This is a genomic window from Paucibacter sediminis, from assembly GCF_030254645.1.
Classification (GTDB): Bacteria; Pseudomonadota; Gammaproteobacteria; order Burkholderiales; family Burkholderiaceae_C; genus Paucibacter_B; species Paucibacter_B sediminis.
Genome location: NZ_CP116346.1, coordinates 1,888,629 through 1,914,397, shown reverse-complemented (window position 1 = coordinate 1,914,397; position 25,769 = coordinate 1,888,629). Strand labels below are relative to the sequence as shown.

The 25,769-nt window shown below is 68.9% G+C and carries 31 protein-coding genes; 3 read left to right on the top strand and 28 right to left on the bottom strand.

Annotation, left to right across the window (positions count from 1 at the left end; all coding sequences use genetic code 11):
* Nucleotides 1-18: 18 nt before the first annotated feature.
* From PFX98_RS08725 to PFX98_RS08685, 9 genes are all read right to left on the bottom strand, one after another.
* Nucleotides 19-819, bottom strand: coding sequence for a cytochrome c family protein (locus PFX98_RS08725; protein ID WP_285234807.1), 801 nt, complete (start codon nucleotides 817-819; stop codon nucleotides 19-21).
* A gap of 273 nt (nucleotides 820-1,092) precedes the next feature.
* The gene (locus tag PFX98_RS08720; protein WP_285234806.1) at nucleotides 1,093-3,495 is read right to left on the bottom strand and encodes a penicillin acylase family protein; all 2,403 of its coding nucleotides are present in this window, start codon (nucleotides 3,493-3,495) and stop codon (nucleotides 1,093-1,095) included.
* Nucleotides 3,496-3,561: 66 nt separating this feature from the next.
* A complete protein-coding gene (locus tag PFX98_RS08715; protein WP_285234805.1) occupies nucleotides 3,562-4,167 on the bottom strand; it encodes a response regulator in 606 nt (201 codons plus the stop codon).
* A gap of 92 nt (nucleotides 4,168-4,259) precedes the next feature.
* Nucleotides 4,260-4,862, bottom strand: coding sequence for a GNAT family N-acetyltransferase (locus PFX98_RS08710; RefSeq protein WP_285234804.1), 603 nt, complete (start codon nucleotides 4,860-4,862; stop codon nucleotides 4,260-4,262).
* A gap of 14 nt (nucleotides 4,863-4,876) precedes the next feature.
* The gene (locus PFX98_RS08705) at nucleotides 4,877-5,416 is read right to left on the bottom strand and encodes a cysteine hydrolase family protein (RefSeq protein WP_285234803.1); all 540 of its coding nucleotides are present in this window, start codon (nucleotides 5,414-5,416) and stop codon (nucleotides 4,877-4,879) included.
* Nucleotides 5,413-6,477 carry a GNAT family N-acetyltransferase gene (locus PFX98_RS08700; protein ID WP_285234802.1) on the bottom strand — a complete coding sequence of 355 codons (1,065 nt, stop codon included), beginning with the start codon at nucleotides 6,475-6,477 and terminating at the stop codon, nucleotides 5,413-5,415. The genes PFX98_RS08705 and PFX98_RS08700 overlap by 4 nt, the downstream gene beginning before the upstream one ends.
* Nucleotides 6,474-6,971 (bottom strand): DinB family protein, encoded by a 498-nt coding sequence (locus tag PFX98_RS08695; RefSeq protein WP_285234801.1) that lies wholly within the window; start codon nucleotides 6,969-6,971, stop codon nucleotides 6,474-6,476. Before PFX98_RS08695 ends, PFX98_RS08700 begins: the two co-directional genes overlap by 4 nt.
* A 37-nt stretch (nucleotides 6,972-7,008) precedes the next feature.
* On the bottom strand, nucleotides 7,009-7,395 hold the full coding sequence (locus PFX98_RS08690; protein ID WP_285234800.1) for a DUF488 domain-containing protein: 387 nt from the start codon (nucleotides 7,393-7,395) through the stop codon (nucleotides 7,009-7,011).
* An 8-nt stretch (nucleotides 7,396-7,403) separates the two neighbouring features.
* Nucleotides 7,404-7,670: a cupin domain-containing protein gene (locus PFX98_RS08685; RefSeq protein ID WP_425334678.1), complete on the bottom strand. Its 267-nt coding sequence runs from the start codon at nucleotides 7,668-7,670 to the stop codon at nucleotides 7,404-7,406.
* 179 nt (nucleotides 7,671-7,849) lie between these two features.
* Here PFX98_RS08685 and PFX98_RS08680 point away from each other — a divergent pair, with 179 nt between their 5' ends.
* Complete coding sequence (locus PFX98_RS08680) at nucleotides 7,850-10,705, top strand: peroxidase family protein (RefSeq protein ID WP_285234798.1); 2,856 nt, start codon at nucleotides 7,850-7,852, stop codon at nucleotides 10,703-10,705.
* On the opposite strand, the gene PFX98_RS08675 is transcribed toward PFX98_RS08680, so the two are convergent.
* Genes PFX98_RS08675 through PFX98_RS08665 form a run of 3 tightly spaced genes read right to left on the bottom strand, consistent with a single transcriptional unit; the run spans nucleotide 10,706 to nucleotide 12,449 of the window.
* Nucleotides 10,706-11,494: a glutaminyl-peptide cyclotransferase gene (locus PFX98_RS08675; RefSeq protein WP_285234797.1), complete on the bottom strand. Its 789-nt coding sequence runs from the start codon at nucleotides 11,492-11,494 to the stop codon at nucleotides 10,706-10,708.
* An 11-nt stretch (nucleotides 11,495-11,505) separates the two neighbouring features.
* On the bottom strand, nucleotides 11,506-12,024 hold the full coding sequence (locus tag PFX98_RS08670) for a GNAT family N-acetyltransferase (protein WP_285234796.1): 519 nt from the start codon (nucleotides 12,022-12,024) through the stop codon (nucleotides 11,506-11,508).
* A complete protein-coding gene (locus tag PFX98_RS08665; RefSeq protein WP_285234795.1) occupies nucleotides 12,021-12,449 on the bottom strand; it encodes an SRPBCC family protein in 429 nt (142 codons plus the stop codon). The genes PFX98_RS08670 and PFX98_RS08665 overlap by 4 nt, the downstream gene beginning before the upstream one ends.
* A gap of 142 nt (nucleotides 12,450-12,591) precedes the next feature.
* Here PFX98_RS08665 and PFX98_RS08660 point away from each other — a divergent pair, with 142 nt between their 5' ends.
* On the top strand, nucleotides 12,592-12,972 hold the full coding sequence (locus PFX98_RS08660) for a VOC family protein (RefSeq protein ID WP_285234794.1): 381 nt from the start codon (nucleotides 12,592-12,594) through the stop codon (nucleotides 12,970-12,972).
* A 35-nt stretch (nucleotides 12,973-13,007) separates the two neighbouring features.
* Here PFX98_RS08660 and PFX98_RS08655 read toward each other — a convergent pair whose 3' ends face one another.
* The 16 genes from PFX98_RS08655 to PFX98_RS08585 form a co-directional block, all read right to left on the bottom strand.
* Nucleotides 13,008-13,418, bottom strand: a complete 411-nt coding sequence (locus PFX98_RS08655) for a PaaI family thioesterase (RefSeq protein ID WP_285234793.1) — start codon at nucleotides 13,416-13,418, stop codon at nucleotides 13,008-13,010.
* Nucleotides 13,419-13,532: 114 nt separating this feature from the next.
* Complete coding sequence (locus tag PFX98_RS08650; RefSeq protein ID WP_285234792.1) at nucleotides 13,533-14,171, bottom strand: hypothetical protein; 639 nt, start codon at nucleotides 14,169-14,171, stop codon at nucleotides 13,533-13,535.
* 35 nt (nucleotides 14,172-14,206) lie between these two features.
* Complete coding sequence (locus PFX98_RS08645) at nucleotides 14,207-14,602, bottom strand: GFA family protein (protein ID WP_285234791.1); 396 nt, start codon at nucleotides 14,600-14,602, stop codon at nucleotides 14,207-14,209.
* A gap of 23 nt (nucleotides 14,603-14,625) precedes the next feature.
* Entirely contained in the window at nucleotides 14,626-15,150 is a 525-nt protein-coding gene (locus PFX98_RS08640; RefSeq protein ID WP_285234790.1) for an O-acetyl-ADP-ribose deacetylase, read from the bottom strand.
* A gap of 30 nt (nucleotides 15,151-15,180) precedes the next feature.
* A complete protein-coding gene (locus PFX98_RS08635; protein ID WP_285234789.1) occupies nucleotides 15,181-15,642 on the bottom strand; it encodes a hypothetical protein in 462 nt (153 codons plus the stop codon).
* 22 nt (nucleotides 15,643-15,664) lie between these two features.
* Nucleotides 15,665-16,006, bottom strand: a complete 342-nt coding sequence (locus PFX98_RS08630) for a hypothetical protein (protein WP_285234788.1) — start codon at nucleotides 16,004-16,006, stop codon at nucleotides 15,665-15,667.
* Nucleotides 16,007-16,040: 34 nt separating this feature from the next.
* The gene (locus PFX98_RS08625; RefSeq protein ID WP_285234787.1) at nucleotides 16,041-16,538 is read right to left on the bottom strand and encodes a nuclear transport factor 2 family protein; all 498 of its coding nucleotides are present in this window, start codon (nucleotides 16,536-16,538) and stop codon (nucleotides 16,041-16,043) included.
* A 124-nt stretch (nucleotides 16,539-16,662) separates the two neighbouring features.
* A complete protein-coding gene (locus PFX98_RS08620) occupies nucleotides 16,663-17,109 on the bottom strand; it encodes a hypothetical protein (protein ID WP_285234786.1) in 447 nt (148 codons plus the stop codon).
* A 71-nt stretch (nucleotides 17,110-17,180) separates the two neighbouring features.
* Nucleotides 17,181-17,687, bottom strand: coding sequence for a cupin domain-containing protein (locus PFX98_RS08615; RefSeq protein WP_285234785.1), 507 nt, complete (start codon nucleotides 17,685-17,687; stop codon nucleotides 17,181-17,183).
* A gap of 64 nt (nucleotides 17,688-17,751) precedes the next feature.
* Nucleotides 17,752-18,174 (bottom strand): MAPEG family protein, encoded by a 423-nt coding sequence (locus tag PFX98_RS08610; RefSeq protein ID WP_285234784.1) that lies wholly within the window; start codon nucleotides 18,172-18,174, stop codon nucleotides 17,752-17,754.
* Between the two features lie 138 nt (nucleotides 18,175-18,312).
* Nucleotides 18,313-18,567 (bottom strand): putative quinol monooxygenase, encoded by a 255-nt coding sequence (locus PFX98_RS24715; RefSeq protein WP_425334694.1) that lies wholly within the window; start codon nucleotides 18,565-18,567, stop codon nucleotides 18,313-18,315.
* Nucleotides 18,568-19,068: 501 nt separating this feature from the next.
* Complete coding sequence (locus tag PFX98_RS08605) at nucleotides 19,069-20,511, bottom strand: amidase (protein ID WP_285234783.1); 1,443 nt, start codon at nucleotides 20,509-20,511, stop codon at nucleotides 19,069-19,071.
* On the bottom strand, nucleotides 20,508-22,016 hold the full coding sequence (locus tag PFX98_RS08600; protein ID WP_285234782.1) for an ABC transporter substrate-binding protein: 1,509 nt from the start codon (nucleotides 22,014-22,016) through the stop codon (nucleotides 20,508-20,510). Before PFX98_RS08600 ends, PFX98_RS08605 begins: the two co-directional genes overlap by 4 nt.
* Nucleotides 22,017-22,053: 37 nt before the next feature.
* Nucleotides 22,054-22,890, bottom strand: coding sequence for an ABC transporter permease (locus tag PFX98_RS08595; protein ID WP_285234781.1), 837 nt, complete (start codon nucleotides 22,888-22,890; stop codon nucleotides 22,054-22,056).
* Nucleotides 22,891-23,087: 197 nt separating this feature from the next.
* Complete coding sequence (locus PFX98_RS08590; RefSeq protein WP_285234780.1) at nucleotides 23,088-24,056, bottom strand: ABC transporter permease; 969 nt, start codon at nucleotides 24,054-24,056, stop codon at nucleotides 23,088-23,090.
* 75 nt (nucleotides 24,057-24,131) lie between these two features.
* Nucleotides 24,132-24,680, bottom strand: coding sequence for a peroxiredoxin (locus tag PFX98_RS08585; RefSeq protein WP_285234779.1), 549 nt, complete (start codon nucleotides 24,678-24,680; stop codon nucleotides 24,132-24,134).
* Nucleotides 24,681-24,926: 246 nt separating this feature from the next.
* Between PFX98_RS08585 and PFX98_RS08580 the strand changes: the two genes are divergently transcribed.
* Nucleotides 24,927-25,712, top strand: coding sequence for a PEP-CTERM sorting domain-containing protein (locus PFX98_RS08580; protein WP_285234778.1), 786 nt, complete (start codon nucleotides 24,927-24,929; stop codon nucleotides 25,710-25,712).
* Nucleotides 25,713-25,769 lie beyond the last annotated feature (57 nt).

Genomic DNA, 25,769 nt, shown 5'->3' with positions numbered 1-25,769 from the left:
GGCGCTTGTCTCGGCCTCTTACGGCAGCACCGGCACGGCGCGCAGATAGCGGTGCAGCTTGGCCACGATGGCCTCGCGCTCGGCCGCGGGCAGGGTGTCGGGCAGGGGCGGCATGGCGGTGCCGGGCTTGAGCGTCTGGGGATTCAGCAGCCAGGTACGCCAGGTACGCAAGTCCAGCAGCTTGGCGCGTACCGCCAGGTTCAGCGGCATCTTCTCGCCGCCATAACCGTTCACCTGGTGGCAGCTGAGGCAGTATTTCTGCGCCAGATCCGCATGCTCGGCAAACCCCGAGCCCAGCCCCGCCGGCAGCAGGGCCTCGCGGCTGCCGGGCTTGAGCGCAATGCTGGCCACCTGATAGGGCCAGACCGCGCCGCCCTCGGCCACCAGCTCGGGCGCGGCGATGTTGTCCCACACCAGGTAGTAGGGTCCCAGCGGCACCTGCTTCTCATGCTGGGCATGGTTGTCGACCATGAAGGCGGCGCCATCGGCGCGCGCCTGCACCAGCCAGGCCTGGTACTTGGCAAAGCGCTCCACCGGCACGCGCGAGACAAAGCCGTCCAGCGCGCGCAGCTCGATCTCGCGCCCCGGCCGCTGCCAGTCGGCGCCCAGCAGGCGCTCGAACACCAGCGGCGCCGGGTACCCCAGGTAGCGCACCCTGAGCTGCTGGCCGGCCACGCTCAGATGCGGCTCGATCACCTGCACCGCCTGCACGTCCCGGCCCAGCCTGGCCTGCAGCGCGCCGGGCTCGGGCAGCTCCAGGGCCTGGCTGACGGGCAGCAGCAAGCTCAGCAGCAGGGCGATACCGATCCGCAACGACATGTCCATTAGGGCCTGTTAACACTACGTTTGCCCGTGCGAACGGGGCCGGCAGGGCCCAGGTCTAGGCGGACGACGAAGCCCAGGCTGGCTGCCTGGGCGAGGAGTTCAACGACGAGATGGGCCCTGCCAGCCCCGTTCCCTTCGGGTTGCCACCAGAAAAGCCGTGCACGTCGTTGCAAAGCCTCGCCGGGGGAGTCACCCCGGCTTCGGTTTGCGCCTAGTTCACGGATTTTCTGGTGGCAACGCATCGGGTAAACGTAGTGTTAACAGGCCCTAGTCCACCGGCTTGAGCGTCAAGGTACTGCGAGTATGGGCCAGCACATCGGGTTCGTTGAGCACTTGCAGCCGGTAGCCGCCCTGCACATGCGAGCGCGCCTGGTCCTCGTAATGGCGATCGCCCCACACGCCGCTCTGCCCCACCGGGTTGCTGCCGACCGCCTCGCCGGCACGCGCGAAGTCGATGACGCGCCGCGTCGAGGGCCCATACACCACCGCCCAGGGGGCCGGGCCGAGGCGCTGCGCCATATTGTTGGGCAGCTCGTGGCCGCCGGGGGCCGGCAGCGGGCCGACGTTGAAGATGCGGTCCAGCGGCTTCTGCAGGCCGAGCGGATGGCCATGGGTGAGGGTATGGGCACGCCCCCAGGTCCAGCTGGCGGGGTCGGCGCCCAGGGTCTGGCGCAGATGCGCGATGGCCGCCTTCCAGGCCAGCGCCACGATCTGCTCGCGCGTCTCGACCGCCGGCGTGCCGCGCTTGTCCCACCAGGGCGAGGCGGCATCGGCGGCCAGGCGCGGCAAGGCATGGTCGAGCGCGCGCGTGCGGCGCAGGTTGTCGAACATGGCCTCGCCCATCTCGTCGGCCATGGCCTCGCGCGTCAGCTCGTAGAGGAACTGGTGGAACAGCACCGGCTCGTTGAGCCCCAGTTCATGGCGGCCGGGCCAGGCCGCCAGGCGCTCCACCAGCGCACGCTCCTGCTCGTTGCCGGCGGCGGCCGCGCGCAACGCCGGCAGCAGCGGCTGCAGCAGGCGCTGCGCAAAGCCGCTCTGCACGTCCAGCTGCAGGGCCTGGGCGCGCGCCATGTCCCAGCTCTGGCCCTCCGGGCGCAGCTGCTCGTCCAGGCGCTGGGCGCGGTCCCAGAGGTTGTAATAGCCGGGCACCTGCAGAGCGCCGGCCGGCTGGTGATTGGCCGAGACCACATAGCCGCGCGCCGGGTTCTCCTCCTGCGGATTGGCGCTGAAGTCCTCGAAGCCGAGCTTGTCGGACTCGGCGCTGGCGCCGTCCAGCATGAAGCTGGGGTTCACGCCGGCCGGCCGCTTGGGCAGGCGGGCCGCGGCCCACCAGCCGATGTCGCCGTCGGCATTCGCCCACACCACGTTCAGCCCCGGCGCATGGATCTGGCTGGCGGCGGCGCGCGCGCGGCCCAGGCTGTTGGCGCGGTTGAGCGCGTAGAAGGCCTCCAGCACCGGGTTCTCGGTTTCCAGAAAGGCCCACCACATCGCCACCGGGCGGCTGCCCGTGGCTCCGGGCACGGCGTCGTTGACGATCGGGCCATGCGGCGAGCGGCGCAGCTTGAGCGTGACCGGCGCCGCGCCCTTCACCGTGATGATCTCCTCGCGCTCCTGCAGCGCCACCCAGCGGCCCTGGAACCAGACCTCCCCGGGCTTGTCCGGGTTGGGCTTCTCGACGATCAGGTCCAGATCATCGTTCTGGAACATCGTCAGGCTCCAGCCGAACTGGCGGTTGTGGCCCAGCAGCGCCATCGGGTTGAGCGCCTGGTGGTGGCCATAGAGCTCGAAGCCGGGCGCCTGCAGATGCGCCTCCCACCACACCGCGGGCACCGAGAAGGCGATGTGGGGGTCACCCGCCAGCAAGGGCTTGCCGCTGCGCGTGCGGCTGCCGCTGAGGGCCCAGGCATTGCTGCCCTCGAACTGCGGCACGCCCGCCAGTTCCAGCGCCCGCTGGCTGTTGAGTGCCAGGCGGGTCAGGTCTTGCCAGTCGCCGCCCTTCAGCCCCAGGGCCGTGCGCACCGCCCCCTCAGGCCGCCAGTCCAGCTCGAACACCTTGAGGTAGTCGGGGCCCAGCTGGTCGCGCACATAAGTGAGCGCAGGCTCCGTTCGGAATGCCGCGGCAAAGCTGTAGGCCAGATAGCCGGCCACGCTGACGGTGTCGGCCATCGTGAAGGGCCGCTTGGGGATGCCCAGGATCTCGAACTCCAGCGGTGCCGGGCGCGTCGCCTGGTACTGGTTGACGCCCTCCAGATAGGCCTGCAGCGCGCGCATGGCCGGGGTCGGCGGGGCGGCCTGCACGCGCGCCGCATAGGCATCGGCATGGGCGCGTATGCCCAGGGTGCGGAACAGCCGGTCGGTCTCGACCAGCTTGGGGCCCAGGATCTCGGCCAGCTCGCCGCGCGCCAGGCGCCGCACCATCTCCATCTGGAACAGTCGGTCCTGCGCATGCAGATAGCCCAGGCTGCGGTAGAGGTCGGGCTCGTTGGCGGCGCTGATATGCGGCACGCCGACCTCATCCCAGCGCACCTGCACCGGCGCCTGCAGGCCGCTGAGTTCGAGCGTGCCGCTGCGCTGCGGCTGCTTGCCGCCCAGATGCCAGCCCAGCACACCGGCGAGCGCCGCCACCAGGGCCAGCAGGATGGCCGCTATCTTGAGGAGTCTTGATCGCATGCGCCGATTGCAGCACAGGCGCCGCGCGCCGCCATCGGGGGGACCCCCGTGGCCCCCGGGGCTGCTTCAGGCCGGCAAGGCCGGCGGCTTGCGCAAATGCGTCAGGGTCTCGACGCGCTTGAGCAGCTCGCGGTCGTGCCAGGGCTTCTTGAAGATGCCGTACAGACCCTGCACCTGGGTCACGCGGCCCTGCAGCTCCTCATGGCCGGTGATGGCGATGATGGGCAGGTCCTCGGTCTCCAGGCTGCCCTGCACATCGGCGATCAGCTCGAAGCCATCCTTGTTGGGCATCTCGAGGTCGGTGATGAGCACATGCACATGCTGTTGGCCCAGCAGCTCCAGGGCCTCGACGCCATCACGCGCCGCCAGCACCTCGTAGCCGGCGCCCTGCAGCAGCTTGCCGAGCTTGGCGCGCACCACCGCCGAGTCGTCCACCAGCAGCACGCGCACCGGACCGGCCGGCGCGGCGGCTGGCGGCGGCGCGGGTACGGGCTCGGGCATGGCCACCGGCGCGCGCGCGGGCGGGCGCGGCGGCGGGGGCTCGCGGCGGCGCGGCTCGTCCACATCGTCGCCGCGGCGCGTGCTGATGATGATGACCACGATGGCCAGCGGGATCGCGATCAGCAGGGGCAGCAGAAAGGGACCGAGCAGCTCGGGCAGGTCAAACGGCATGGGTAAGGACTCCTGTGGGCGAGTGCCCAGGGCGGCCAGAGGGCAGCCCTCTGCGATGGCCGCAATCTACCACCTCGGCGGCGCGGCCCGGCCTAGCAGTTGCCCGCGCCGGCGCGATCGCGCGGCACGCGTTCCAGGTGCTCGGCCACGCTGTGCGCCCCCAGCGGCTTGAGCATCACGCGCACGGTCTGGCGCAGCCGGCCCATCGCGATATCGGGCCGGCGCTTGAGCTCGACAAAGCCCTGGCGCTCCCAGAAGCGCTCGGCGCGCGCATTGCCCAGCATCACGCCCAGGCGCAGCCAGCCGGCGCCCTGCGCCGCCGCCCATTGCTCCAGCGCCGCATACAGGCGCGGCGCCAGGCCGCTGCCATGCACCGGCGTGGCGAGCAGGAACAGGCCGATATGCCAGACCCCGCTGGCGAGCAGGTCGGTGTCGATCAGCGCCAGGCCCAGCCAGGCGTCCGCAGCCCCGCCCTGCCCCGGCCGCACAAAGCCCAGGCTCCAATGCGCGGTGTAGGACCAGCCCTCGGGCGGGCGGCTCTCCAGTTCCTCCAGGCCCAGGCCCGGCCCGGGCGGCTCGCCGCCGGTGAGCAGGAAGTAGTCCGGGTTGGCCTCGAACAGGGCCTGCACCTGGGGCGCGGCGCCGGCATCGACGCTGCGCGCCTCCACCCCGTCGACGCTGAACAAGGGCCGCATCGCTGCCTGCGCCCTCAGAGCGTGATCTCGGCGCTGGGCAGGGCGCGGATGCGCGGCCCGAAGCTGGTGATGCCCGGCAGGGTGGCGTTGTGGTGGGCGCGGATCTGCGCCGCCGTGGCATGGGGCTTGTCGTGGGTGGTGTGGGCATCGGCCGCCAGCTCCACCTCGAAACCCAGGGCCGCGGCGCGTCGCGTGGTGGTATCGACGCAGAACTCGCTGGCATAACCGCAGATCACCAGGCGCTGCACGCCCAGGCCCGCCAGCCAGGCGCCCAGCTCGGTGCGCAGGAAAGAGTCCGGCGTGGTCTTGCGTATCAGGCGGTCACCCGGGTCGACGTCGAGCTGCGCCACCGGCTGCCAGCCCTCGCTCTGGTGGGCCAGCGCGCTGCCCTCGCGCTCATGCAGGATCACGCCCACCGGCACGCCGGCGGCACGCGCACGCGCGGTCAGCGCGTTGATGCGCTGCACCGTCTGCTGCGCCTCGAAGGGTTGGGGCGCGGGCTCGAACAGGCCTCGCTGGACATCGATCACCAGGACAGCGCTTGTTGTCGTCATCGTTCCTCGCCTTCAGTGCGGGACATGTTTGGGCTGCGCAGCAGCAGATTGAGATGCCGGCCGCCGCCGAGCTCGAACCAGGTCTCGCCGCATTCGATGCAGCCGGCGCGGCGGTAGAAGTTCAGGGCGCGCTCGTTGCGGGCGTTCACGCTCAACCAGATGGCGGGCGCCCCCAGCTGCCGGTACGCCGCCAGCCGGGCCTGCGCCAGCAGCGCCTGGGCCAGGCCCGTGCCCTGGGCGGGCGCCTGCACATAGAGCGTCTCCAGCTCCACCTCCAGGCCACCTTGCGGCGCCCCGCGCCTCAGCTGGGCATAGCCGAGCAGACCGCCCGGCCCCTCGCCCACCAGCAGGAGGCGCTGCGCATCGGCCAACAGTTCGGCAAAGGCGGCCGGCGTGAAGCGCGCCAGCACATAGGCGGCGATGTCCTCGGACACGCCCTCCCAGGCATAGGTGCTGAGCCAGACCTGCAGCGCCAAGGCGGCCAGGCGCGTCGCGTCGCCGGCCTGGGCCGGGCGCAGCAGCCAGCCCGGCGCGGCGGCCGGCGCGGGCCCCTGCGCCAGCGCACGCAAGGCCGCGCGGATCGGGTCTGCCATGGCGGGCGCCGCGCGGATGCCCGCCGCGTCCAGCCGGGCGCCCAGCAGCGGCAGGCTCAGGCAGGCCGGCTCGACGATCTCGGCCGCCATGGTCCTGAGCGTTTCGCGCAACGCGGCATCGGCGTGGCGGGCACGCGGCGAGGCCTTCCAGATCGCCACGCGTCGCCCCACGAAGGGCTCGAAGCCCACCAGCCAGTCGAGCGCGTTTTTGATCGTGCCGGTGACGCCATGCGCGTACTCGGGGCTGGCGATCACCAGCGCCTCGGCCGCGGCCACCTCGGCATGCAGGCGGCGCACGGCGGCCGGCAGCTCGGCTTCCAGATCGGGGTTGAAGAGCGGCAGCGCGCCCAGATCGCTGGCGATCCGCAGGCTCACCCCGGCCGGGGCCAGGTCTTGCGCGGCGCCGAGCAGTTCGCGGTGCAGCGAGGCCGCGCGCAGGCTGCCGCACAGGGCGAGCAGCGTCGTCACGCCGGCGTCGCGGGGCGGTGCAGGAACACCGTCAGCGCATCGGGCGGCGGCGCCACCTCGGCCTGCACCAGGATGCGGCCCACCGCGCCGCGGTGGTAGTTGCCATGCGTGGCCACGTGCAGCAGCATCTCGGCGCGCGACATGCGGCCGGGCTTGCCATCCACAAAGGTGAAATCGAGCACCTCGCCCAGCGCCATGTCGCTGAGCGTGTCCAGATAGCCGAGGTACCAGCGGTCGCTGGCCTGCACGCGCGCGCGCAACTCGGCCAGGCCGGGCGTCTCGGGGGTGTTGAGCCCCGCATAGCCATGCGCCTGCCCCTGCAGATGGGCGGCGAAGATGCTGTCCACCACATGGATGTGGTTCAGCACGCGCAGCGCCGCATGCAACTCGGCCGCGCGCGTCTCGGCGGGCAGCCGGGCCACGCTGTCGTAGAGGTCTTCGTTGGCCCAGGCCTTGTAGGCGAACAGGCTGCGCATCAGGTGGAGTGCTTGCACCGTGATCCTCGCTACTGATTTTTGCGAAGGCGCAAGCTTAGCCCAGCGCGGCACCCTGCTCGGCCAGCAGCGCGCGCAACACCGAGCGGTGGCAATGCGCCTCGTGCTCGCAGTAGCAGCCCACCGAGAAATTGCTCTGGTGCGAGAGCGCCGCCAGCAGCCTGAGCGCATGCGCGGCCTCGGGCGCGGCCATCTCGGCGCGGTACTTCTTGATGAAGGCGGCCCATTCGGCCGGGGTCTGCGCGGCCTGGCCCAGCTTCATGGTCTCGGCGCTGGGCGCCAGCGTCGGGAACCAGCTGTCGTACCAGTTCTGGCGCGCGAACTCCTCCTTGGGCACCCCGCGCGGCGGGCGCCGCACCGTGCCGATGCGCAGGCCTTCTTCCGCCAGCCGGGGCGTCCCCAGCCGCAACACACGCACCACCATCGCAGCCCCTAGCGCGGCAGGGAGATGGTCACCAGGGCCGAGCTGTCCTGCAGCGCCGCCACCCCATGCACCACGCCACCCGCCAGGAACAGCAGCTGGCCGGCCTCCAGCACATGGCTGGCGCCGTCGATGGTCACGTCCAGCCGCCCTTCGATGCACTGGATGGTGATCTCACCCGCCACCTTGTGCGGCGGAAAGGCCTTGCCCGCGGCCAGCACCAGGCGCATCACCTCGAGCTCGCTGGACTTGAACAACGCGACCGTTTTTTCGCTCATCAGCCGTGCGCCCAACGGTCGGATATCAATAGGCTCGGCCGAGCTTGCATGTAGAAGTGCCATGAGGGCAAGTATGCGCCGGTCGCGCAGCGGCCGCCAGGGTCCCGACCTTAGGGATGGCTGCGCTGCGCGGCGCGGACTCCAATCGCCGGCACCGCCAAGACCAGGGAGCGCCCACCATGCTGAGAGCACGCCTGCACCACCTCTTTGTTGCACTCCCGCTGAGCCTGCTGCTCGCCGCCTGCGCCAGCCCGCCCGACGGCCAGAGCAGCGCGCTGGACGATTGCGTGAAGATGATGGCCGGCGGCCTGCGCCCGCTGCCCGCCGAACGCGGCGAGCGCTTTCTGGGCAAGGTCTCGGAGGACGTGGCGCGCTGCCGCGGCGGCGACAAGGCGGCCGCCTTCCGCAGCACGCCCTATGTGGACTGGGCCAACTACTGGGCCACCGGCGACGCCAGCAGCCTCTCGCCCGGCACCACGGGCGTGGGCCTGCACCTCTCGCGCAACGGCCGCGGCATCGACGGCGCCCTGCTGGACCTCGAATACCAGCGCATGGAGCTGATCAAGTTCAATCTGTTCGACAACATGGGCACCTTCCGCGACTACACCCTGGGGCGCGACGGCGTCGAGGGCGGCGCGCTGAAGGTCTGGGACGCGCTGCGCCTGCCCAGCAGCGCGCCCGCCTACGCCGCCGTGGGTGGCGACGGCCCGCAGCTCTGCGGCGGCGCGCTGATACGTGCGCGCAATCTCGACGGCACGTGCAACGACCTGCGCAACCCGCTGATGGGCGCCACCGGCACCCTGTTTGCACGCAATGTCGAGTTCGAGTCCACCTTTCCCGACCTGGGCATGAACGAGCTGGCGCGCAACCGCCATGGCGAGCGCCTGGCCCTGCTCAAGCCCGACCCGCAGCTGATCAGCCGCAAGCTCTTCACCCGCGCCCAGACCGACCCGGGCCGCTGCCGCGAGGGTCAGGGCTTGCCCGGCGACAGCCCTGACGCGCAGTGCGACTACAAGAAGGCGCCCTTCTTCAATGTGCTGGCGGCGTTCTGGATCCAGTTCATGACGCATGACTGGTTCTCGCACCTGGAGGATGGCCACAACGCCGCCACGCTGATGCCGGTGGGCTGCAGCGCCGGCGCCGCGCAGGCCACGGGCTGCCGGCCCGAGGACCGCATCGACGCGGCCCTGATGGCCGAGACCACCCCACCGGCGACCTTCGTCGACGCCGCGGGTCGCGCGCAGCCCGCGCGCGCCTACAAGACCACGCGCAACAAGGTCACGGCCTGGTGGGATGCCTCGCAGATCTACGGCTATGACGCGGCCTCGCGCCAGCGCGTCAAGCGCGACCCGGCCGACCCCGCCAGGCTCTTGCTGCAGCCCGGCCGCGGCGCCGGCGCCGGCGAGGCCCAGGGCTATCTGCCGGTGTTCGCGCCCGGCGACCCGATCGCTCCCCAGTACGCCGGGCAGGAGGCCGCCGCCTTCCCGGACAACTGGAGCATCGGCATGAGCTTCTATCACAACGTGTTTGCGCGCGAGCACAACGCCTTCGTGGCCGCCTTCCGCCGCCAGGCCGCCGCCACGCCCGAGGCCGACTCGGGCCTGCGCGACCCGCTGCGGCCGGAGGCCGCGATCCGCTATCGCGAGGTCACGGCGGACGAGTTGTTCGAGGCCGCACGCCTGGTGGTGGCGGCTGAGATCGCCAAGATCCACACCACCGAATGGACCACCCAGCTGCTCTACGGCGAGCCGCTCTACCTGGGCATGAACGCCAACTGGGGCGGGCTGTTCGCCAAGCATCCGCTGGTGGCCGACGCGATCGAGAACATCGTGCTGAAGACCTTCGGCAAGAGCCCCGAGGCCAAGAAGGCCACCCAGCTCTATTCGGCCTTTGCCTCCGGCCCCGGCATCTTCGGCCTGGGCAGCCATGTCTACCCGGGCAAGAGCCTGCTCTCGGCCTTCGACCCCGGCAAGCAGGACCAGTGGAGCCTGGCCAATCCCGAGCATGTGAACGGCGGCGTCAACCATTTCGGCTCGCCCTTCAACTTCCCCGAGGAGTTCGTCAGCGTCTACCGCCTGCACGCGCTGGTGCCGGACCTGATCGAATGGCGCGACTGGCGCCAGGACCCCAACGCGGTGCGCGCCAAGGTGCCGGTGCTCAGCACCTTCCGCGCCAAGGCCACGCAGGCCATGCATGAGCGGGGCCTGGCCAGCTGGGCGCTCTCGATGGGGCGCCAGCGCCTGGGCCTGCTGACGCTGCAGAACTCGCCGCAGTTCCTGCAGCATCTCGAACTGGCGCGCGGCCCGGCCGGCATCGGCAAGATCGATGTGGCGGCGCTGGACCTGATACGCGATCGCGAACGCGGCGTGCCGCGCTTCAACGAATTCCGCCGCCAATACGGCCTGCGCCAGCTGACGCGTTTTGAGGACTTCGTCGACCAGCGTCTGCCCGCCGGTGCGCCGGCGCGCGCCGAGCAGGAGCGCCTGACCGGGCTGCTGCGCGAGGTCTACGGCCAGCACCGCTGCGACGCCAGCAAGATCATCACGCGGGCCCAGCGCAATGCCGACGGCTCGGCCATCAACGACTGCCTGGGCCATCCCGATGGCAGCCTGGTGGACAACGTCGAGGACGTGGACACGGTGGTGGGCTGGCTCTCCGAGTTCACCCATCCGCATGGCTTCGCGATCTCGGAGACGCAGTTCCAGGTCTTCATCCTGAACGCCTCGCGCCGCCTCTTCAGCGACCGCTTCTTCACCTCCAGCTTCCGCCCCGAGTTCTACACCTCGCTGGGCGTGGCCTGGGTGAACGACAACGGCCCCGACGGCAAGCAGATGGAGGCCGGCAAGCCCAACGGCCATGCGATGGAGGTCTCGCCGCTCAAGCGCGTGCTGCTGCGCACCCTGCCCGAGCTGGCGCCCGAGCTGGCCCAGGTGGTGAACGCCTTCGACCCCTGGGCGCGCGCGCGCGGCGCCTACTACACGCTGGACTGGAAGCCGCGCCCGGGCGCGGAGTCGGACCCAGCGTTTAAACCCTAGTCAGGCCCTAGGGACCAGGCGGATCTCGAACAGCCGGGGCCAGAGCTTGCCGGTGACGAACAGGCGCTTCTTGGCCGGGTCGTAGGCAATGCCGTTGAGCACATCCGCCTGGCCGGCCAGCTCGGGCTTGAGCAGGCCGGTGAGGTCGATCAGGCTCTGCACCTGGCCCGAGGCGGGGTCGATGCGCACGATCACATTGCTGTGCCAGATATTGGCGTAGATCTGGCCCTCCACCCATTCCAGCTCGTTGAGCTGCTCCACCGGCCGGCCCAGCGCGGTGACCTGCACGCGGCGCACCTCCTTCATGCTGGCGGGGTCGAAGAAGCGCAGCGTAGGCGTGCCGTCGCTGAGGATGAGGTGATGCTCGTCGTGCGTCAGGCCCCAGCCCTCGCCGGGGTAGCTGAACTGGCGCTTGAGCTTGAAGCTGCGCAGATCCCACACGAAGCCGACCTGCGACTGCCAGGTGATGCTGTAGAGCTCGTCCTTCCAGGCCGTCATGCCCTCGCCGAAATACTGCTGCGGGATGTCCTGCTTCTGCAGCACGCGGCCGCTCTCCAGCTGCACCTTGCGGATCGAGCTGTGGCCGTTCAGGCCGGTGCTTTCGTACAGCACCCCGTCGCGCCACAGCAGGCCCTGGGTGAAGGCCTCCGGGTCATGCGGATAGCTGTTGACCACCACCGCGTCGTAGACCGGCAGGCGCAGGCGCTGCGCCGTCGCAGCGGCGGTGGCCAGCAGCAGGCAGGTGGCGAGCAGGGCAAGGAATCGGGTTTTGAAATTCAGGCAATGCATGATGAGCGCAACTATCGCCGATGCGGCGTGCTTGCATACAACATGAGCTCGCGATCGCCATCCGGATGGGCGATCATGCGCTCGAAGCGCAGGCCCAGTTTTTCCAGCAGCTTCTGCGACTGGCTGTTGGTGGTCCGCGTGGTGGCCAGCACGCGCGCCATGCCCAGCTCTGCATGGGCAAACGCCAGCACCGCCGAGGCGGCCTCATGCGCATAGCCCTGGCCGCAATGCTGGGGCATGAAGGCAAAGCCGATGTCGGCCTCGTCCAGGTAGTCGCGCTTGGCCAGGCCGCAGATGCCCAGCGGCTCGCCCGAGGCGATCGCCTCGACCACGCCAAAGCCATAGCCCAGCCGCTCCACCATCGCCACCGGCCCCTGCAGGATGTAGTTGCGCGCGTCGTCCAGCGTGCGCACGCCGCGGTCGCCGATGAACTGCAGCCAGGAGGGCTGGTTCAGCAGCGCCAGCATGAAGCCCGCGTCGCTGACGTCCATGCGCCGGATGCGCAGGCGCTCGGTCAGCAGCGTTCTCATGCGGCGTCGCGCGCCAGCTCCGCGGCCAGCCGGTCGAGGTTCTGCTCGTTGGCGGGCACGACGATGTGACGCACGGCTTCGGCCACGGCGGGGTCTTCAAACGCCTGCTCCCAGGCGAGCCAGGTGGCCGCGCCCTTGGGCACGAGCGTGACGGTGAGCCTGAATCGGGGCGCCGAGAGATGCTGGATCACCACCTTGCGATCGCGCTCGATCTCCAGAAAGGTGGATTCATTCCAGTACTTGGCGCCATCCGGCCCATGCATGGTGAATTGCCAGGCGCCGCCGGGCCTGAACTCGCAAACATCGAAGCTGTTGCGAAAGCCCGCCGGACCCCACCACCGGGCCAGCCGCGCCGGCGCCTCGAAGGCCGCGAATACCTCGGCGGGGCTGGCAGCCAGCTCGCGTGATGTCTCAAAAATGCTCATGGTCGCACTCGACGGTGATGGAGAGAAAAACCAGGGACGACTGCATCTGCCGGCGAAGTCTAGCCGCCATGGCCTCAGACATGCCGGACTGGCGAACGGCGGGATGCGGGTCTAAGCTCATTGGGCAACCGGAGTCATTCATATGCTGGGCAACTCTTCCGTGACCACGATGCTTCCCGTCAAGGACATGGCGCGGGCGCGCGCCTTCTACGAGCGTTGCCTGGGGCTCAAGCCCGGCAACTTCCGCCCCGATGGCAAATTCGAGTACGCCGTTGGCGGCAGCACGCTGGCGCTGTTCCCGAAGCCGGAAGGCACCAAGGCCGAGCACACGGCCATCAGCTTCCGGGTGCCGGACATTGCCGCCAGCATCGTCGAGTTGAAGACCAGCGGCGTGGTCTTCGAAGACTACGACCTGCCGGACTTCAAGACCGTGGACCATGTCTGCGTGCTGGGCTCCGAAAAGGCGGCCTGGTTCAAGGACACCGAGGGCAACTTCCTCTGCATCCACGAGGACCTGGCCTGAGTGGCCACTCCCTGGCAAGGGCAACACATCGTGCGTTAGCCCTTGACGCTGAGAGTGGCGGTCGCGTGTATGGCCAGCTGGTCATCGGCTCCCCATAGCCAGGCCTCCACAAAGGCCAGCGACTTGCCCGCCCTGATGATGCGCGCCTCGCCTCGGCATACCCCCAGCTTGGCCGGCGCGATGAAGCTGCTCTTGATCTCCACGGTGGGGCACCACTGCCGCAGCTTGGCAAAGGCAGCAATGGAAACCAGCACATCGATCAACGCCACGCCAAAGCCGCCCTGGATATGGCCCCAGTGGTTGGAGAATGCGGCCTGCTCGGCAAAGCGCAGCGCCACGAAGCCGGCATCGAAATCGGCCCCGACAATCTCGAAAGGCGTGAGCTCGGCGCAGACCGGCTTGGGCTGAGTGGCCAGCAGCGCCGCGAGTTCGCTTGCATTGCTCATATCGGTAGCCTCTTCCTGCAGCTGGCGTGGCCAAGATGGAGAGATTCTGCGCGCGGGCAAGTCCGGGTCCGGTTGCGGTGGCGCGCGAAGCGCGTCTTTCCTGCTTTTATTCATTCATTCATCGTCTGGCTTTGCCTGCGGCGCCAGGCCGCCCAGCCTGTGCATGGCGATGAGGTGGATATAGGCCTGAGTCGTGCTCTTCAGCCGCCTTTCATAGTATCTGGCGAAGGACGGTGGCACCAAGGCCAGGGCCACCAGGCCCTCTACCGCCCTGGCGCCGAGAAAGAACGCGATCGAACTCAGCAAGCAGACGACCAGCAGGCTGCGGAAGAACTTCGAGTCCGCCTCCAGCCGATGGACATCTTCCGCCGCCGCCGGGCACTTCGCGATCAGCACCGCCCTGGCCCATTGAAAGGTATTCAGCGCCTTGGTCTCGGACGCGTCGACGAGGCTGTTGCGGATGCGGGTCGCGCATTGGTAGGCGCTCTCGTTGCCATAGGGATTCAGCCGCCTTCTGAGCAGGTCGTAGAAGCGGTCCAGATAGGAGCCGGCCAGGAAGATCAGATGCCCCAGGAAGTAGGAGCAGGTGAGGAAGGCCGCCCAGTTGCCCGCCTCGGTGGTTGGCACCGCCACCAGCGGCCCCAGCACCAGATGGCCGACCCTGGGCGCCAGGATCGCCGTGGCAATGGCGCCCGGCAGCAGGATGGCGAACAGGTCGATCACGCCGACATAGAACTCGCTGGGCTTGGCCATGGGGAGCCTCCGTCATGGATCAGGGAAGTGGGGCGTCAGTCGAAATGCTCGGCCTCGGGCGGCGGCAGCACCCAGGCGTGTTTGCGCGATTCATACACCGACACGCGCGGCGTCGGGAAGCCAGGGTCGGCGAAGGCGCCCACCGGGATGGCCACAAAGTCCTCCAGGCCCTCGGGCTCGTAATAGACCGTGGCACCGCAGTGAGGGCAGAAGTGGAACGTGACCCGCGAGCCCTCGTCGCCAACGCGGACGTAGGCGGTGGAGGCACCGGCCACCGACACCTGCTCGCGCGGGAACCTGGCCTGTTCGCCAAACACGCTGCCGGTGCGGCGCTGGCAAGCCAGGCAATGGCAGATGGAAACGCGCAGCGGATCGCCCACCACCTGGGCGCTGAGCTGACCACAGCTGCATGAAGCAAGACGCGTGGGCATGGGGGTCTCCTTGGCGGCTGAGTTCAGGGCTGACCGCCGGCTTCGGCGAGCACCTCTTCATACACCGCCAGGTCGCTGGCGGAGAAACAGCAGAATGCCACCTCCTGCAGCTCGGGCGCTTGCGGCAATGCCGCCAGGACGGTTGCGACCGCCACGCGCGCCGCCCGTTCTATGGGGTAGCCGTAGATGCCCGTGCTGATGCTCGGGAAGGCGATCGACACCGCGCCGGCCGCGCGCGCCAGCTCGAGGGCGCGCTGGTAGCAGGAGGCCAGCAGCGCCGGCTCACCCTCGCCGCCACCGCGCCAGACCGGGCCAACGGTGTGGATGATGTACTTCGCCCGAAGCAGATAGCCCTTGGTCAGCTTGGCCTCGCCGGTCTTGCAGCCGCCGAGCAAGCGGCAGGCGTGCAGCAACTCGGGCCCGGCGGCGCGGTGGATGGCGCCATCGACCCCGCCACCGCCCAGCAGCGAAGAATTGGCCGCGTTGACGATGGCATCGACCGACAGCGTCGTGATGTCGGCTCGAAGGGCACGAACGCTGGCTGGCATGGGGGCTCCTTGATCAAAAAGAAAATCCACTCAGGCACGCAGCCAGCTGACCAGCAGCGGCACCAACACCAGGAAAGCCAGGCCGAAGCTCAGGTAGTTGCCGGTGCGCGGGTCGAAGTCGGGCCACAGCTTCTGCCAGGACTTGCGCATCAGCAGCTTACCGATGGCGAGGTCGAAGCCCGCCATGAACAGGGCCAGCACCAGCCCCAGCAACAGATGCTGCCGCGCGCCGGCCAGGCCGATAGTCGGCACCAGCACCAGGCAGATCAGCAAGGCCAGCATCGAACCCGTCAGGGCACTCAGCTTGATGGCGCGCTCCTTGCCGATGCGCGGCACCAGCAGCAGGGTGCGCGCAATGCCATGCAGCGTCTCCGCGCCAGCGAGCACGACACACAGCGACAGCACGCGCAGCAAAACATCGGCGGTGATCATCATCGGGCGACGCTCCTCGGTGGTCTGGGCCTGGCCCCAAGCCGCTGTCTGGGACGGCATTTCAGTTGTCCAAGCTTCGACATCAGGGACCAGCCGCAGGCAAGCCTGCTATGCGGAGGGGTTCGACAACAGCCCCCGTTGATGCCGCAATGCCAGCCAGGCCCAGACGCAACAGAGGGAGCTGACGGATGAGACCAAGCGCCGAGGCCGCATAAACAGCACACAGCGACATAAGCCCTGCAATGACTGTTGCACTGACCGGGGCCAGCCAAGTGCCCGCTTGAGCGGACGCCACGATGAACGGCGGCGCATCAAAAAACGCGTACCAAGACGGGCCACCCAAAATTGCGGCGACGTGGATGGCAGAGCCCGCCGAGGCGATCAGCATTGCCAGAAAGATCCATCCCCTGCTCGGCGTCGTCATCTGCTGCCCAAGGTTCGATGCAAGGGCTTTGGCGTCACTTGGACTGCAGCGCGCCGCCCGGCAGAGGCAAAGAGGCCTGACCGAAGACGTAGCGCCAGCCTGACGCAAAGCGGACGTAGGTGTCGCTATACCAAAGACGATAGTCAAACGGCTTGCCGGCGCTGCTGCCCTTGAGCCAGAGAAGCGCGGTGACAACTGCTGTGTCACCCCAGACGCGAACGGTCCTCGAACTCGCCACTTGGTGTTCGTAGACGGTGACACCATCTCGCGCTGAAGCAAGCAACTCAGACTTTGAGTACGTCTTTCCAGTGCCCGTAGTGAGCACGAAGTCGTCCGAGAGGATTTGCGCCATTGAACTTGCGTCGCCCCTTTCAACGGCTGCCTGGTACTCAATGTCGAGGGCTTCGACAGCCCTGACGTCATCGACTTGAGCCGCTGCTGTCGGCATCGAGACGGCAATGGCCAGGAGGCCAAGAGCGATTCGGCGTGACCAACGGGCGGACGATTCAGGCGAGAAGTGGGTCAGCGGCATGAAGGCTCTCCCGTGGTGTGCGAATTCGGCGACGTGGGGCCACCGAATTGCTTGCGTGGACGACTTGGTGACACTCGATCTTAGAGCTCAGCCGCGCCCGCAGGCCGCTGGCGGGAGAGAAGGATCAGGGCGAGGACTCGTCGGAATTGAAGTCTTCATCGAGCGCAAAGTCTCCGCGCTTGAAGGCCGCAATGAGCTCACGTGCCTCCGCGACATAGTTGGCAGGCACACGGATGCTGGCGCCGCCAACCGCTCCTGCCAGCAAAGAGTGCGCCTGCACAAGATTTGTGTCGCCAGCTTCGGCCGGCACGCCACCCGCGTTGAGGCAAGAGCAAAGCATGTGAGCCTCTGTTGGCGTCAAGTACCTTGCGACGATTGTCATGTCCCCCTGGTAGTCACCCTCGTCCGCGACAGGCGCTTCGGCACGCGAGGGAACGGGCAGCCCGCGCCTGACAAGTTCCGACACTGCCGCAGCCTCCGCCTCCACCGTGAGGCCCCCGGAGGCGACACGGTCAGCTAGCTCGCGATCATTGAGCATTTCGAACAGCGCGCTGAACTCTGACGTTGCCATGCTGTGTGCCCTAACGTTCGAGGTGAGGCGGTCCCGGTGCTATTCCGTTGGGCCTCGCCTCGACCGATGGGTTAGGCGTCGCCTTTGGGGGGCTCCAGGGACTCACGATCGTAGTAGTCAACGGTGACCTCCGCACGGACCATCTTCCGAAGGGCCGGCGCGCCTGATGCAGACGAGAAGATGCCGACCTTGTTGGAGTCGGGGTACTCGCAAACCTCTGTCTCTGCCAGATTCGAAAGCGAGAGGTAGCGCAGTGGCGCGGTTCCCGTGTTGATGATCTGGTGCGCAACGCTGGCGTCCCCGGTGGGACAAGCGATGACGTCGTGTCTTCGGAGCTTGAAGCGCCTATCCCCGAAGCGAAGCTCACCTTCGCCCTCAAGGATGAGGAACATCTCCTCTTCCTCCCGGTGGGAGTGAAACGGGCACTGTGTCTTGCCGGGTGGAAGTTCGGTGAGGTTGTAGCCCAACTTCCGAGCACCAATGCTCGCGCTGAACAGGGCACGCTTCGAGGTGTAGAAGCCGTTCTCCTCGATGTCGTTGAACTCAACTTCGTCGAGGTTCACGAAGGGTTTTGTCATAGGAACTCCATGCGATCGGCTGGATGCGACGGACGAGGCGCTTGCGCGGGCTCGAAAGCGCCGGCTAGGTCAAATGGCGCAAGGTCAGCGCCGCGGCCCAGTGGACCCCGATGGCCGTCTGCACGGCAAACGCCGCGAAGCGTAGATTGACCGCAGCCACGCTCAGTGATGCCAGGTGAATGCACGATTGAACGACCCGCGCCAGCACGAACCACAGTGCCAGGGGATCGGTGACGGCAGTCTGGCCGGTAGCCAACGCCAGCAGCAACAAGCCACCAAAGACGGGAAGGCTCTCGACGCAGTTGGCATGGGCCCGAGCCAGTCGCTGCATGAAGGGCGAGAGGTTGGCGTTGTCGGGCGTGAACCCGTTCGATGGAACCCTGCCGCTCAGCACCAGCAGTGAACGAAGCACCTCCATGAGCAGGAGCAGTGCGAGCGCCCAGGATATGAACAGGGCGAGGGCCAGTGCGGAGTTGTTGTTGCTCATTGAACGGCAGCCTTTGCTCGGGGTTGAATGTTCGGTGCCCAAGACGAGCCGGGCCATGGACTGCGCAAAGGCTGCGGCCGTACCCATCGCTCGCCAAGAATCAGCGTTCCCTGAAACGGCTTGCAGGGCGCCGCGTGGTCATGCCCCGACATGCTCTGCCTGGTAGACGACCATCCTCGGTTTCTCCCCCGCAAGCGCTGATAGCGCAGCCACGAAGTGCCCCGACGCCGGGACCTTGAAGTGTTCTTGAAGCGACGCGTGATCCGCCCACTCCTCCACGAAGACCAGGCGCTGCGGGTTCTCACAGTCCACGTGAACCGCGTGCGAGACGCAACCCGGCTCCATTCGGGAACGATGTACATGCTCGACGCTCAGCTTCCGAGCTTCTGCCATGCAACCGTCCCGAACCAGTACGCTTCCAAGAACCACGATCATGAAGGCACCTCTTGAGTCAGGATCCCAGAACGCATGGCGCAGCGACGCCTAGACAGGATGGCGTCGCGGACTCGGGTGGGCCGACTCCTGCGATGCCGTAGCTTGCGGGCACTGGGCCTACAGAGCTACACCCAGGCGCCCGGCGGACGGGCTGCCGGGGCGTTGCGAGTTTGCGAGGCGTCGGGCCATGCAACGTGAATCTAGCACCTTGTACGTCGGTCTTGAGTTGCACAGGGACAGCATTGACATCGCCGTGGCGGACGCGCCGCGTGATGGCGCGATCCGGACTGTGGGCAGCATCGGCGGTGACCTGGCATCGCTGGACAATGCGCTGCGCGGGCTCAAAAGCCGGGGTCAGGTCTTGCGGACCCTGCGGTTTCGTCATCTGGCGCCACCTCAGTGCACAAGGTTTGCATTGCAATGTTGTCGCACCCTCGTCGATCCCGCGCATCCATCAAGTCAGCCCGGCACCTCCGGCCACGGCCGCTGCGCCCCGCGCATGCGTTCCCAGGCGCTCGCCATGCGCAGCACGCCGAGGTCGTCGAAGCGTTTGCCGATGATCTGCAGGCCGATGGGCAGGCCGGCGGCCGTGTAGCCGCAGTTGATGGACGCCGCCGGCTGCTCACTCATGTTGTAAGGCAGGGTGAAGGCGATGTGCTCGAAGGGGCGCTGGGGGTCGTTGATCGGGCTGGCCCATTCGGCCGGGAAGGCGGGGCCCGGGCTCACCGGCGAGAGCACGTAGTCGAAGGGTTCACAGGCGGCGATGGCGGCGTCGCGCAGCGCCGCCATCTGGCTGTAGCCATGGTAGAGCTCGGCCGCGGTCAGGCTGGCGCCGCGGTCCACCCAGGCGCGGATATAGGGCAGCACCTTGTTGCGGCGCGCCTCGGGCAGGGCCGAGATGTCGAGCCAGGAGCGCATGCGCCAGAAGGCGTCGAGCCCGTCGATCATGGTGCGGGTGGAAAAGCCGCGTAGCGGCTCGACGCTGGCGCCGGCCGCCTCGAAGGCGCGCGCCGCGGCCTGCACGGCGGCGGCGGTCTCGGGTTCGACGGTGAGGCCCCACCCGGCATCCATCATCAGGCCGAGCTTGAGGCCGCGCAGCGGCGGCATGTCCTGCTCGCCCAGGGCCAGCCAGGGGATGTTGTCCTGCCAGGGCAGGCTCATGCCGTCGCGCCAGTCGGGGCGGCTGAGGTGGGCCATCAGCTGGGCGGCGTCGGCCACGGTGCGCGTCATCGGGCCGGCCACGCGGCCGGCGAAGGGCGGCTTGATGGGGATGCGGCCCAGGCTGGGCTTGAGGGTGAAGATGCCGCACCATCCGGCCGGCAGGCGCACCGAGCCGCCGATGTCGGTGCCCACATGCAGGGGGCCGTAGCCCGCGGCCGCGGCGGCCGCCGCGCCGGCGCTGGAGCCGCCGGGGTTCTTGCCAAGGTCCCAGGGGTTGCGGGTGAGCGCATGGAAGCTGGAGAGGCCGGAGCTGAGCATGCCGTAGTCGGGCATGGTGGTCTTGGCCAGCAGCACCGCGCCGGCCTCGCGCAGGCGTGCGGCCGGCGGGGCGTCCTCGGCCGCGGGCACCAGCTCGGTGGCGGCGGTGCCCAGCGGCATGGGGGTGCCGCGGGTGGCGATGTTCTCTTTCAGCGTGGCGGGCACGCCGTCCAGGCAGGCGCCTTGCGGGCCCACCAGCGGCTCGCCCTCCAGCCAGCGCGCCTCGGAGGCGCGCGCCTGCGCCAGCGCGGCCTCGGCGTCGAGCGCATAGAGCGCGTGCAGCTTGCCCTCCCAGCGCTCGATGTGGGCCAGCACCGCCTGCGTCACCTCCACCGGGCTGAGCTGGCGAGCGGCGTAGGCGGCCACCAGCTCGGTGGCGCTCCAGTCGTGCAGGGGGCGTGAGGGCATGTCGGGGCTCGTCATCGTGCGGTTCCTTCCCAGCTGAGCGCGGCCAGGTCGTTGGCAAAGATGGGCATGTCGGTCCACAGGCCCTTGAGGCCGCGCTTGGCCACCGTGATCCACTGCGGCTGGTAGAGGTAGGCGGCCACGGCGTCCTGGGCAATCAGGCGCTGGGCCTCGCCCAGCAGCTTGGCACGCTCGGCCTCGCGCGGCGCGTTCAGGATGCGCTGGTAGAGCGCGTTGAACGCGGCGCTCTCATAACCCCAGTAGTAGCCGGGCTTGGCGAAGTTGCCGAGGTCGTAGGGCTCCACATGGGCGATCAGGGTGAGGTCGAAGGCCTTGTTGGCATACACGCCGGAGAGCCATTGCGCCCATTCGATGTTCTCGATGCGCGCCCGGATGCCCACCTTGGCCAGCTGCGCCGCCACCACCTCGCCGCCCTGGCGCGCGTAGGGCGTGGGCGGCAGCTTGAGGCTCAGCTCCAGCGGCAATGCCACGCCGGCCTCCTTCAGCAGCGCGCGTGCGCGCTCCGGGTCGTAGGGGTTGATGGCGGTGGTGTCCACATAGCCCAGCGCGCCCGGTACATAGTGGCTGCCGATCGGCACGCCATAGCCATCGGCGGCGGCCTCGATGACGGCCTGGCGGTCGATCGCCAGCGCGATGGCGCGGCGCACGCGCACATCGTCGAGCGGCCTCTTGCGGTGGTTGATGGCCAGGATGGTCTTGGCGCGCGAGGCGCCCACCAGCACCTGGTAGCGCTGCGGCTGCGCCTTGAACTGCGCCAGGCTGCGCGCCGCGGCCACGCGCGGAAACACGTCGACATCGCCGCTCAGCAGCGCCGCCACCTGGGCCGCGGGCTCGGAGATGAAGCGGAACTGCACGCGCTTGAGCGCCACCGCGCCCGCGTTGTTGTTGTTTCGGTAGCCCGGCCAGGCCTTCAGCGTCAGGCTGGCGCCGCGCGCCCACTGCGCCAGCTGGTAGGGCCCGGTGCCGACCGGCTGCGTGGCATTGCCGGCGGCGCTCTTGGGCTCGACGATGATGGCGGTGGCCTGGCCCAGCAGGAACAGAAAATCGGGCTCGATGCTCTTCAGGCCAATCACCAGGGTGTCGGGCGCGGGCGTGGCCAGCAGCGCGATATTGGCGAACACGCGCTTGTCCTTGTTGGCGCTCTTCTCGCCAGCGGCGCGCTCGAAGGAAAACTTCACCGCCGCGGCGTCGCAGGGCTCGCCGTTGTGGAAGCGCAGCCCCGGGCGCAGGCGGAAGGTGTAGGTCTTGAGGTCGGGCGAGACCTCCCAGCTGCTGGCCAGCAGCGGGCTCACGCGCCCATCCGCGCCGATCTTGGTGAGGGTCTCGAAGACGTTGTAGTGCACGATCTCGGCAATCGCCGAGGCCGCGCCCAGCGTCGGGTCCAGGCCCGGCGGCTCCAGGGTCATGCCCAGCACCAGGCTGTCACGCCCCTGGGCGTGCGCGGCCGGCAGCGCCAGCATGGCGGCGGCACTGCTCAGCAAGACCTTGCGGCGTCGAATCATCCGGAACTCCTCACGACCGACGCATCTTGCCACGCGCTCACTCGCGCAGCCGCGGGTCCAGCAGATCGCGCAAGCCGTCGCCCAGCAGATTCAGCCCCAGCACGGTGAGGGCAATCGCCAGGCCCGGCCAGACCGCCAGCAGCGGCGCCTGGAACAGCCAGGTCTGGGCCTCGGCCAGCATGCGGCCCCAGGAGGGCTCGGGCGGCTGGCTGCCCAGGCCCAGAAAGGCCAGCGCCGCCTCCGCCAGGATGGCCAGGCCGAACTGGATGGTGGCCTGCACGATCAGCAGCGGCAGCAGATTGGGCAGCACATGCACCCAGGCAATCGCCAGCGGGCCGCGCCCGAAGGCGCGCGCGGCGCGCACATAGTCGTGCTGCCACTGCACCAGCGCCGCGCCGCGCGTCAGGCGCGCATACACGGGCACGCTGTGCAGGGCGATCGCCAGCACCGCGACGGCAAGACCTGGCCCCAGCGTGGCGGCGAGCAGGATGGCCAGCAGCAGGGCCGGGAAGGCATAGCCGAGATCGGCGGCGCGCATGATGAGCTCCTCGCACCAGCCGCGCCGCGCCGCTGCCAGCAGGCCCAGGCCAGCCCCCAGCAGCAGGCCCAGGCCGGCCGCACAGGCGCCCACCAGCAGGGCATTGCGCGCGCCCGCCATCAGCTGGCTCGCCAGGTCGCGGCCCAGGCCGTCGGTGCCCAGCCAATGGGCGGCGCTGGGCGGCTGCAGCTTGGCTAAAAGCTCGATCTCGGCGGGCGGCCAGGGCGTCCACAGCAGCGAGAGCAGGCCCGTCAGCGCCACCGCCAGCACGATGGCGGCGCCGGCGCAGAAGCCGCGATGGCGCCGCGCGCGGGGCCAGAAGCCGTTTGCTTGCATGTCAGTTATCCGCTCCGCGTTCGCGGCACCCGCGACGCATGAACCCGGTGCTCGGGCCGAGCGCCGGGCCGCCCCAAGCCGGCCCGCGCTGGCGATGTGCTTGCCGGTCAATCCGGCAAGCATCGCCGTCCCCGCGGGGGACCGACCGGGCTCGCCCACGTTCAGCGGGGCGAGATTGGGCGAGGGGCTGTTTTACTTCAGCCATGCTCGCGCTCCCTGCGCAGGCGCGGGTCCAGCGCCAGGTAGAGCAGGTCCACCACGAAGTTCAGCAGCAGCACCAGCGCCACCAGCAGCAGCACGCCATTGCGCAGCACCATCAGGTCGCGGTTGGCCACCGCCTGGAACAGCAGCCGGCCCAGCCCGGGCAGCTGGAAGATGTTCTCCACCACGATGGTGCCGGCCAGCAGATTGGCGAACTGCAGGCCCATCACGGTGACGATGGGGATCAGCGCATTGCGCAAGGCATGGTGCAGCAGGATGCGCGGCTCGCGGGCGCCGGCGGCGCGTGCGCTGCGCACATAGTCCTCACCCAGCACCTCCAGCAGGGCCGAGCGGGTGATGCGCGCCAGGATGGCGGCCTGGGTGAGCGCCAGCGCCAGCGCCGGCAGGGCCAGGGCCTGCAGCGCCGGGCCCAGGCCGCCGCCCTCGGCCGCGCGCCAGCCCGGGAAGCCCCCGGCCGCGACCCATTGCAGCTTCACCGCGAACAGCAGCATCAGCAGGATGGCAAACCAGAAGCTGGGCGTGGCCAGGCCCAGCTGGCTCAGCAGCATCACCAGCAGATCGCCCGGGCGGCCGCGCCGCGCCGCCGCATAGCCGCCCGCCACCAGCGCGATCAGCGCCGCCAGCGCCATCGCCAGCAGGGCCAGCGGCAGGGTCACCACCAGACGCTCGGCGATCAGCTCGGCCACCGGCGCGCCATAGGCATGCGAAAGCCCCATCTCGCCGCGCGCCAGGCCGGCCAGCCAATCCAGGTAGCGCAGCGCGGCGGGCCGCTGCAGGCCCAGTTGCTCGGCCAGCGCGGCCACCGCCTCGGGCGTGGCCTCACTGCCCAGCATCAGCTGCGCCACGTTGCCGGGCAGCACATCCAGCAGCCCGAAGATCAGCGCCGTGGCCGCCAGCAGGCTGATCAGCAGGCTGGCAATTCGCGGCAACAGGGCTCGTGGCATGGCGGTGGGTGGGGCGGCAGAGGCTGGCGGCACATTGTCACCGCGGGCGCGCCGCCCTCCCCGCGCCCGCGCCGCTTACTTGCCCGCCGCCTTGAGCGCCTGCGCCGCCTTCAGCATCGCGCTGACATGGCCGTCGGGGTTCATGCTGGCATGCACGGCGGCGATCTTGCCGTCGCGCGAGATCAGGTAGGAGATGCGGTCAGCCATGCCGGGCACGATCTTCAGCGCGGCGTCGTAGTCCTTCATGACCTTGGCGCCGGCATCGGCCGCCACCGCGAACTTGCCGCGGCAAGCCTCTGTGCTGAACTTCTTGAGCGTCTCGATGTCGTCGTTGGACATGCCCAGCACCGTCACATCCAGCGCCTTGAACTGCTCGGTGGCCTCGGAGAACAGGTGCGCCTCGACGGTGCAGCCGCTGGTGAAGGCCTTGGGATAGAAGTACAGCAGCACCGGCCCCTGCTTGAGGCTGGCGGCCAGGCTGAACTTGTAGGGCGCGCCCGCCAGCGCGGCATCGGCTGCGAAGTCGGGCGCCGGCGCCCCCACCGGCAGGGCGGCAAAGGCGGCGCTGCTCAGCAGCAGGGTGGCGGTGGCGATGACCGTGGCGCAGGTGGTCTTGAGACGCATGGCAGACATCCTTCTTTCGGAAGCCCGCATCATGCCCGGCCGCCGCGCCGGCTGCGCCGGCCAGCGGAGAAACCATGTGGCCGCGGCCGGGCATAGATGTAACAAGCAGCCGAAAACACTTGTCGACATTTCTTACACATGCAAGAGATCTCGATATTCAAGTCTTGATTCATAAGGATTTTCCCTTTGGCCCGCTATTTGCATCCCAGGGGCCGGGTCCTTTTCATCAACGCAAAAAAGTTACAAATGAACAAACTGAAGAGCCTCTGCGCCGCCCTGGTACTGGGTGGCCTGACCGCCGCGCAAGCCGGCCCGATCCTGATCGTGAATGGCATGTCCACCACGTCCGAGGTGGGCACCACCACCGCCGTGACCAACAACCTGCAGGCCCTGCACCTGGCCGTTGGCAATACCGTTACCGTGGCCGACAGCCTGCCGCTCTCGCTGGCCGGCTATTCGCAGGTCTGGGACGTGCGCTTCAACACCGGCCTCGACGCCGGCGCGGCGAACGAATACAGCGCCTTCCTGTCGGCGGGCGGTGGCCTGTTCCTGATGGGCGAGAACGCCAGCTTCATGAGCCGCAACAACTCCATCCTGTCGCTGATCAGCGGCCTGGGCGGCGGCAGCATCGGCTTCAACAGCTGCTACGACGGCTTCGAGAAGGTGTACGCCCCCTTCGACGGCCCGAACGCGGTGAGCAATGTGAACTACGCGGCCTCCGGCTGCTTCACCGGCCATGGCACCGGCAACTGGATCACCTCGCGCAACGACGGCTCGCTGGGCGCCGGCATTGCATTCGGCGTGGGCAGCCTGTCCGGCGCCAGCAAGGGTGCCCTGACCACCATCCTGGACGTCAACTTCATGATGAACCAGTACGACCTGCCGAACTCGCAGCAGCTGACCAAGAACCTGATTGGTTATGTGGGCGACCAGGTGGAGCCGCCGAACCGCGTGCCGGAACCCGGCGTGCTGGCCCTGGTGGGTCTGGCCGCCGCGGCAGCCGCCGTGGCGCGTCGCCGCAAGGCCGCCTGATCGGGCAAGCGCGGCCACGCGCCGCCAGCCCGCAACGCAACCCGCAGCCTCCCGCAG

Coding starts and splice junctions, on each gene's coding strand:
- PFX98_RS08725 (WP_285234807.1), bottom strand. CDS start 819: ATGTCGTTGCGGATCGGTATCGCCCTGCTGCTGAGCTTGCTGCTGCCC.
- PFX98_RS08720 (WP_285234806.1), bottom strand. CDS start 3,495: ATGCGATCAAGACTCCTCAAGATAGCGGCCATCCTGCTGGCCCTGGTG.
- PFX98_RS08715 (WP_285234805.1), bottom strand. CDS start 4,167: ATGCCGTTTGACCTGCCCGAGCTGCTCGGTCCCTTTCTGCTGCCCCTG.
- PFX98_RS08710 (WP_285234804.1), bottom strand. CDS start 4,862: ATGCGGCCCTTGTTCAGCGTCGACGGGGTGGAGGCGCGCAGCGTCGAT.
- PFX98_RS08705 (WP_285234803.1), bottom strand. CDS start 5,416: ATGACGACAACAAGCGCTGTCCTGGTGATCGATGTCCAGCGAGGCCTG.
- PFX98_RS08690 (WP_285234800.1), bottom strand. CDS start 7,395: ATGGTGGTGCGTGTGTTGCGGCTGGGGACGCCCCGGCTGGCGGAAGAA.
- PFX98_RS08685 (WP_425334678.1), bottom strand. CDS start 7,670: ATGAGCGAAAAAACGGTCGCGTTGTTCAAGTCCAGCGAGCTCGAGGTG.
- PFX98_RS08680 (WP_285234798.1), top strand. CDS start 7,850: ATGCTGAGAGCACGCCTGCACCACCTCTTTGTTGCACTCCCGCTGAGC.
- PFX98_RS08675 (WP_285234797.1), bottom strand. CDS start 11,494: ATGCATTGCCTGAATTTCAAAACCCGATTCCTTGCCCTGCTCGCCACC.
- PFX98_RS08670 (WP_285234796.1), bottom strand. CDS start 12,024: ATGAGAACGCTGCTGACCGAGCGCCTGCGCATCCGGCGCATGGACGTC.
- PFX98_RS08665 (WP_285234795.1), bottom strand. CDS start 12,449: ATGAGCATTTTTGAGACATCACGCGAGCTGGCTGCCAGCCCCGCCGAG.
- PFX98_RS08660 (WP_285234794.1), top strand. CDS start 12,592: ATGCTGGGCAACTCTTCCGTGACCACGATGCTTCCCGTCAAGGACATG.
- PFX98_RS08655 (WP_285234793.1), bottom strand. CDS start 13,418: ATGAGCAATGCAAGCGAACTCGCGGCGCTGCTGGCCACTCAGCCCAAG.
- PFX98_RS08650 (WP_285234792.1), bottom strand. CDS start 14,171: ATGGCCAAGCCCAGCGAGTTCTATGTCGGCGTGATCGACCTGTTCGCC.
- PFX98_RS08645 (WP_285234791.1), bottom strand. CDS start 14,602: ATGCCCACGCGTCTTGCTTCATGCAGCTGTGGTCAGCTCAGCGCCCAG.
- PFX98_RS08640 (WP_285234790.1), bottom strand. CDS start 15,150: ATGCCAGCCAGCGTTCGTGCCCTTCGAGCCGACATCACGACGCTGTCG.
- PFX98_RS08635 (WP_285234789.1), bottom strand. CDS start 15,642: ATGCCGTCCCAGACAGCGGCTTGGGGCCAGGCCCAGACCACCGAGGAG.
- PFX98_RS08630 (WP_285234788.1), bottom strand. CDS start 16,006: ATGACGACGCCGAGCAGGGGATGGATCTTTCTGGCAATGCTGATCGCC.
- PFX98_RS08625 (WP_285234787.1), bottom strand. CDS start 16,538: ATGCCGCTGACCCACTTCTCGCCTGAATCGTCCGCCCGTTGGTCACGC.
- PFX98_RS08620 (WP_285234786.1), bottom strand. CDS start 17,109: ATGGCAACGTCAGAGTTCAGCGCGCTGTTCGAAATGCTCAATGATCGC.
- PFX98_RS08615 (WP_285234785.1), bottom strand. CDS start 17,687: ATGACAAAACCCTTCGTGAACCTCGACGAAGTTGAGTTCAACGACATC.
- PFX98_RS08610 (WP_285234784.1), bottom strand. CDS start 18,174: ATGAGCAACAACAACTCCGCACTGGCCCTCGCCCTGTTCATATCCTGG.
- PFX98_RS24715 (WP_425334694.1), bottom strand. CDS start 18,567: ATGGCAGAAGCTCGGAAGCTGAGCGTCGAGCATGTACATCGTTCCCGA.
- PFX98_RS08605 (WP_285234783.1), bottom strand. CDS start 20,511: ATGACGAGCCCCGACATGCCCTCACGCCCCCTGCACGACTGGAGCGCC.
- PFX98_RS08600 (WP_285234782.1), bottom strand. CDS start 22,016: ATGATTCGACGCCGCAAGGTCTTGCTGAGCAGTGCCGCCGCCATGCTG.
- PFX98_RS08595 (WP_285234781.1), bottom strand. CDS start 22,890: ATGCAAGCAAACGGCTTCTGGCCCCGCGCGCGGCGCCATCGCGGCTTC.
- PFX98_RS08590 (WP_285234780.1), bottom strand. CDS start 24,056: ATGCCACGAGCCCTGTTGCCGCGAATTGCCAGCCTGCTGATCAGCCTG.
- PFX98_RS08585 (WP_285234779.1), bottom strand. CDS start 24,680: ATGCGTCTCAAGACCACCTGCGCCACGGTCATCGCCACCGCCACCCTG.
- PFX98_RS08580 (WP_285234778.1), top strand. CDS start 24,927: ATGAACAAACTGAAGAGCCTCTGCGCCGCCCTGGTACTGGGTGGCCTG.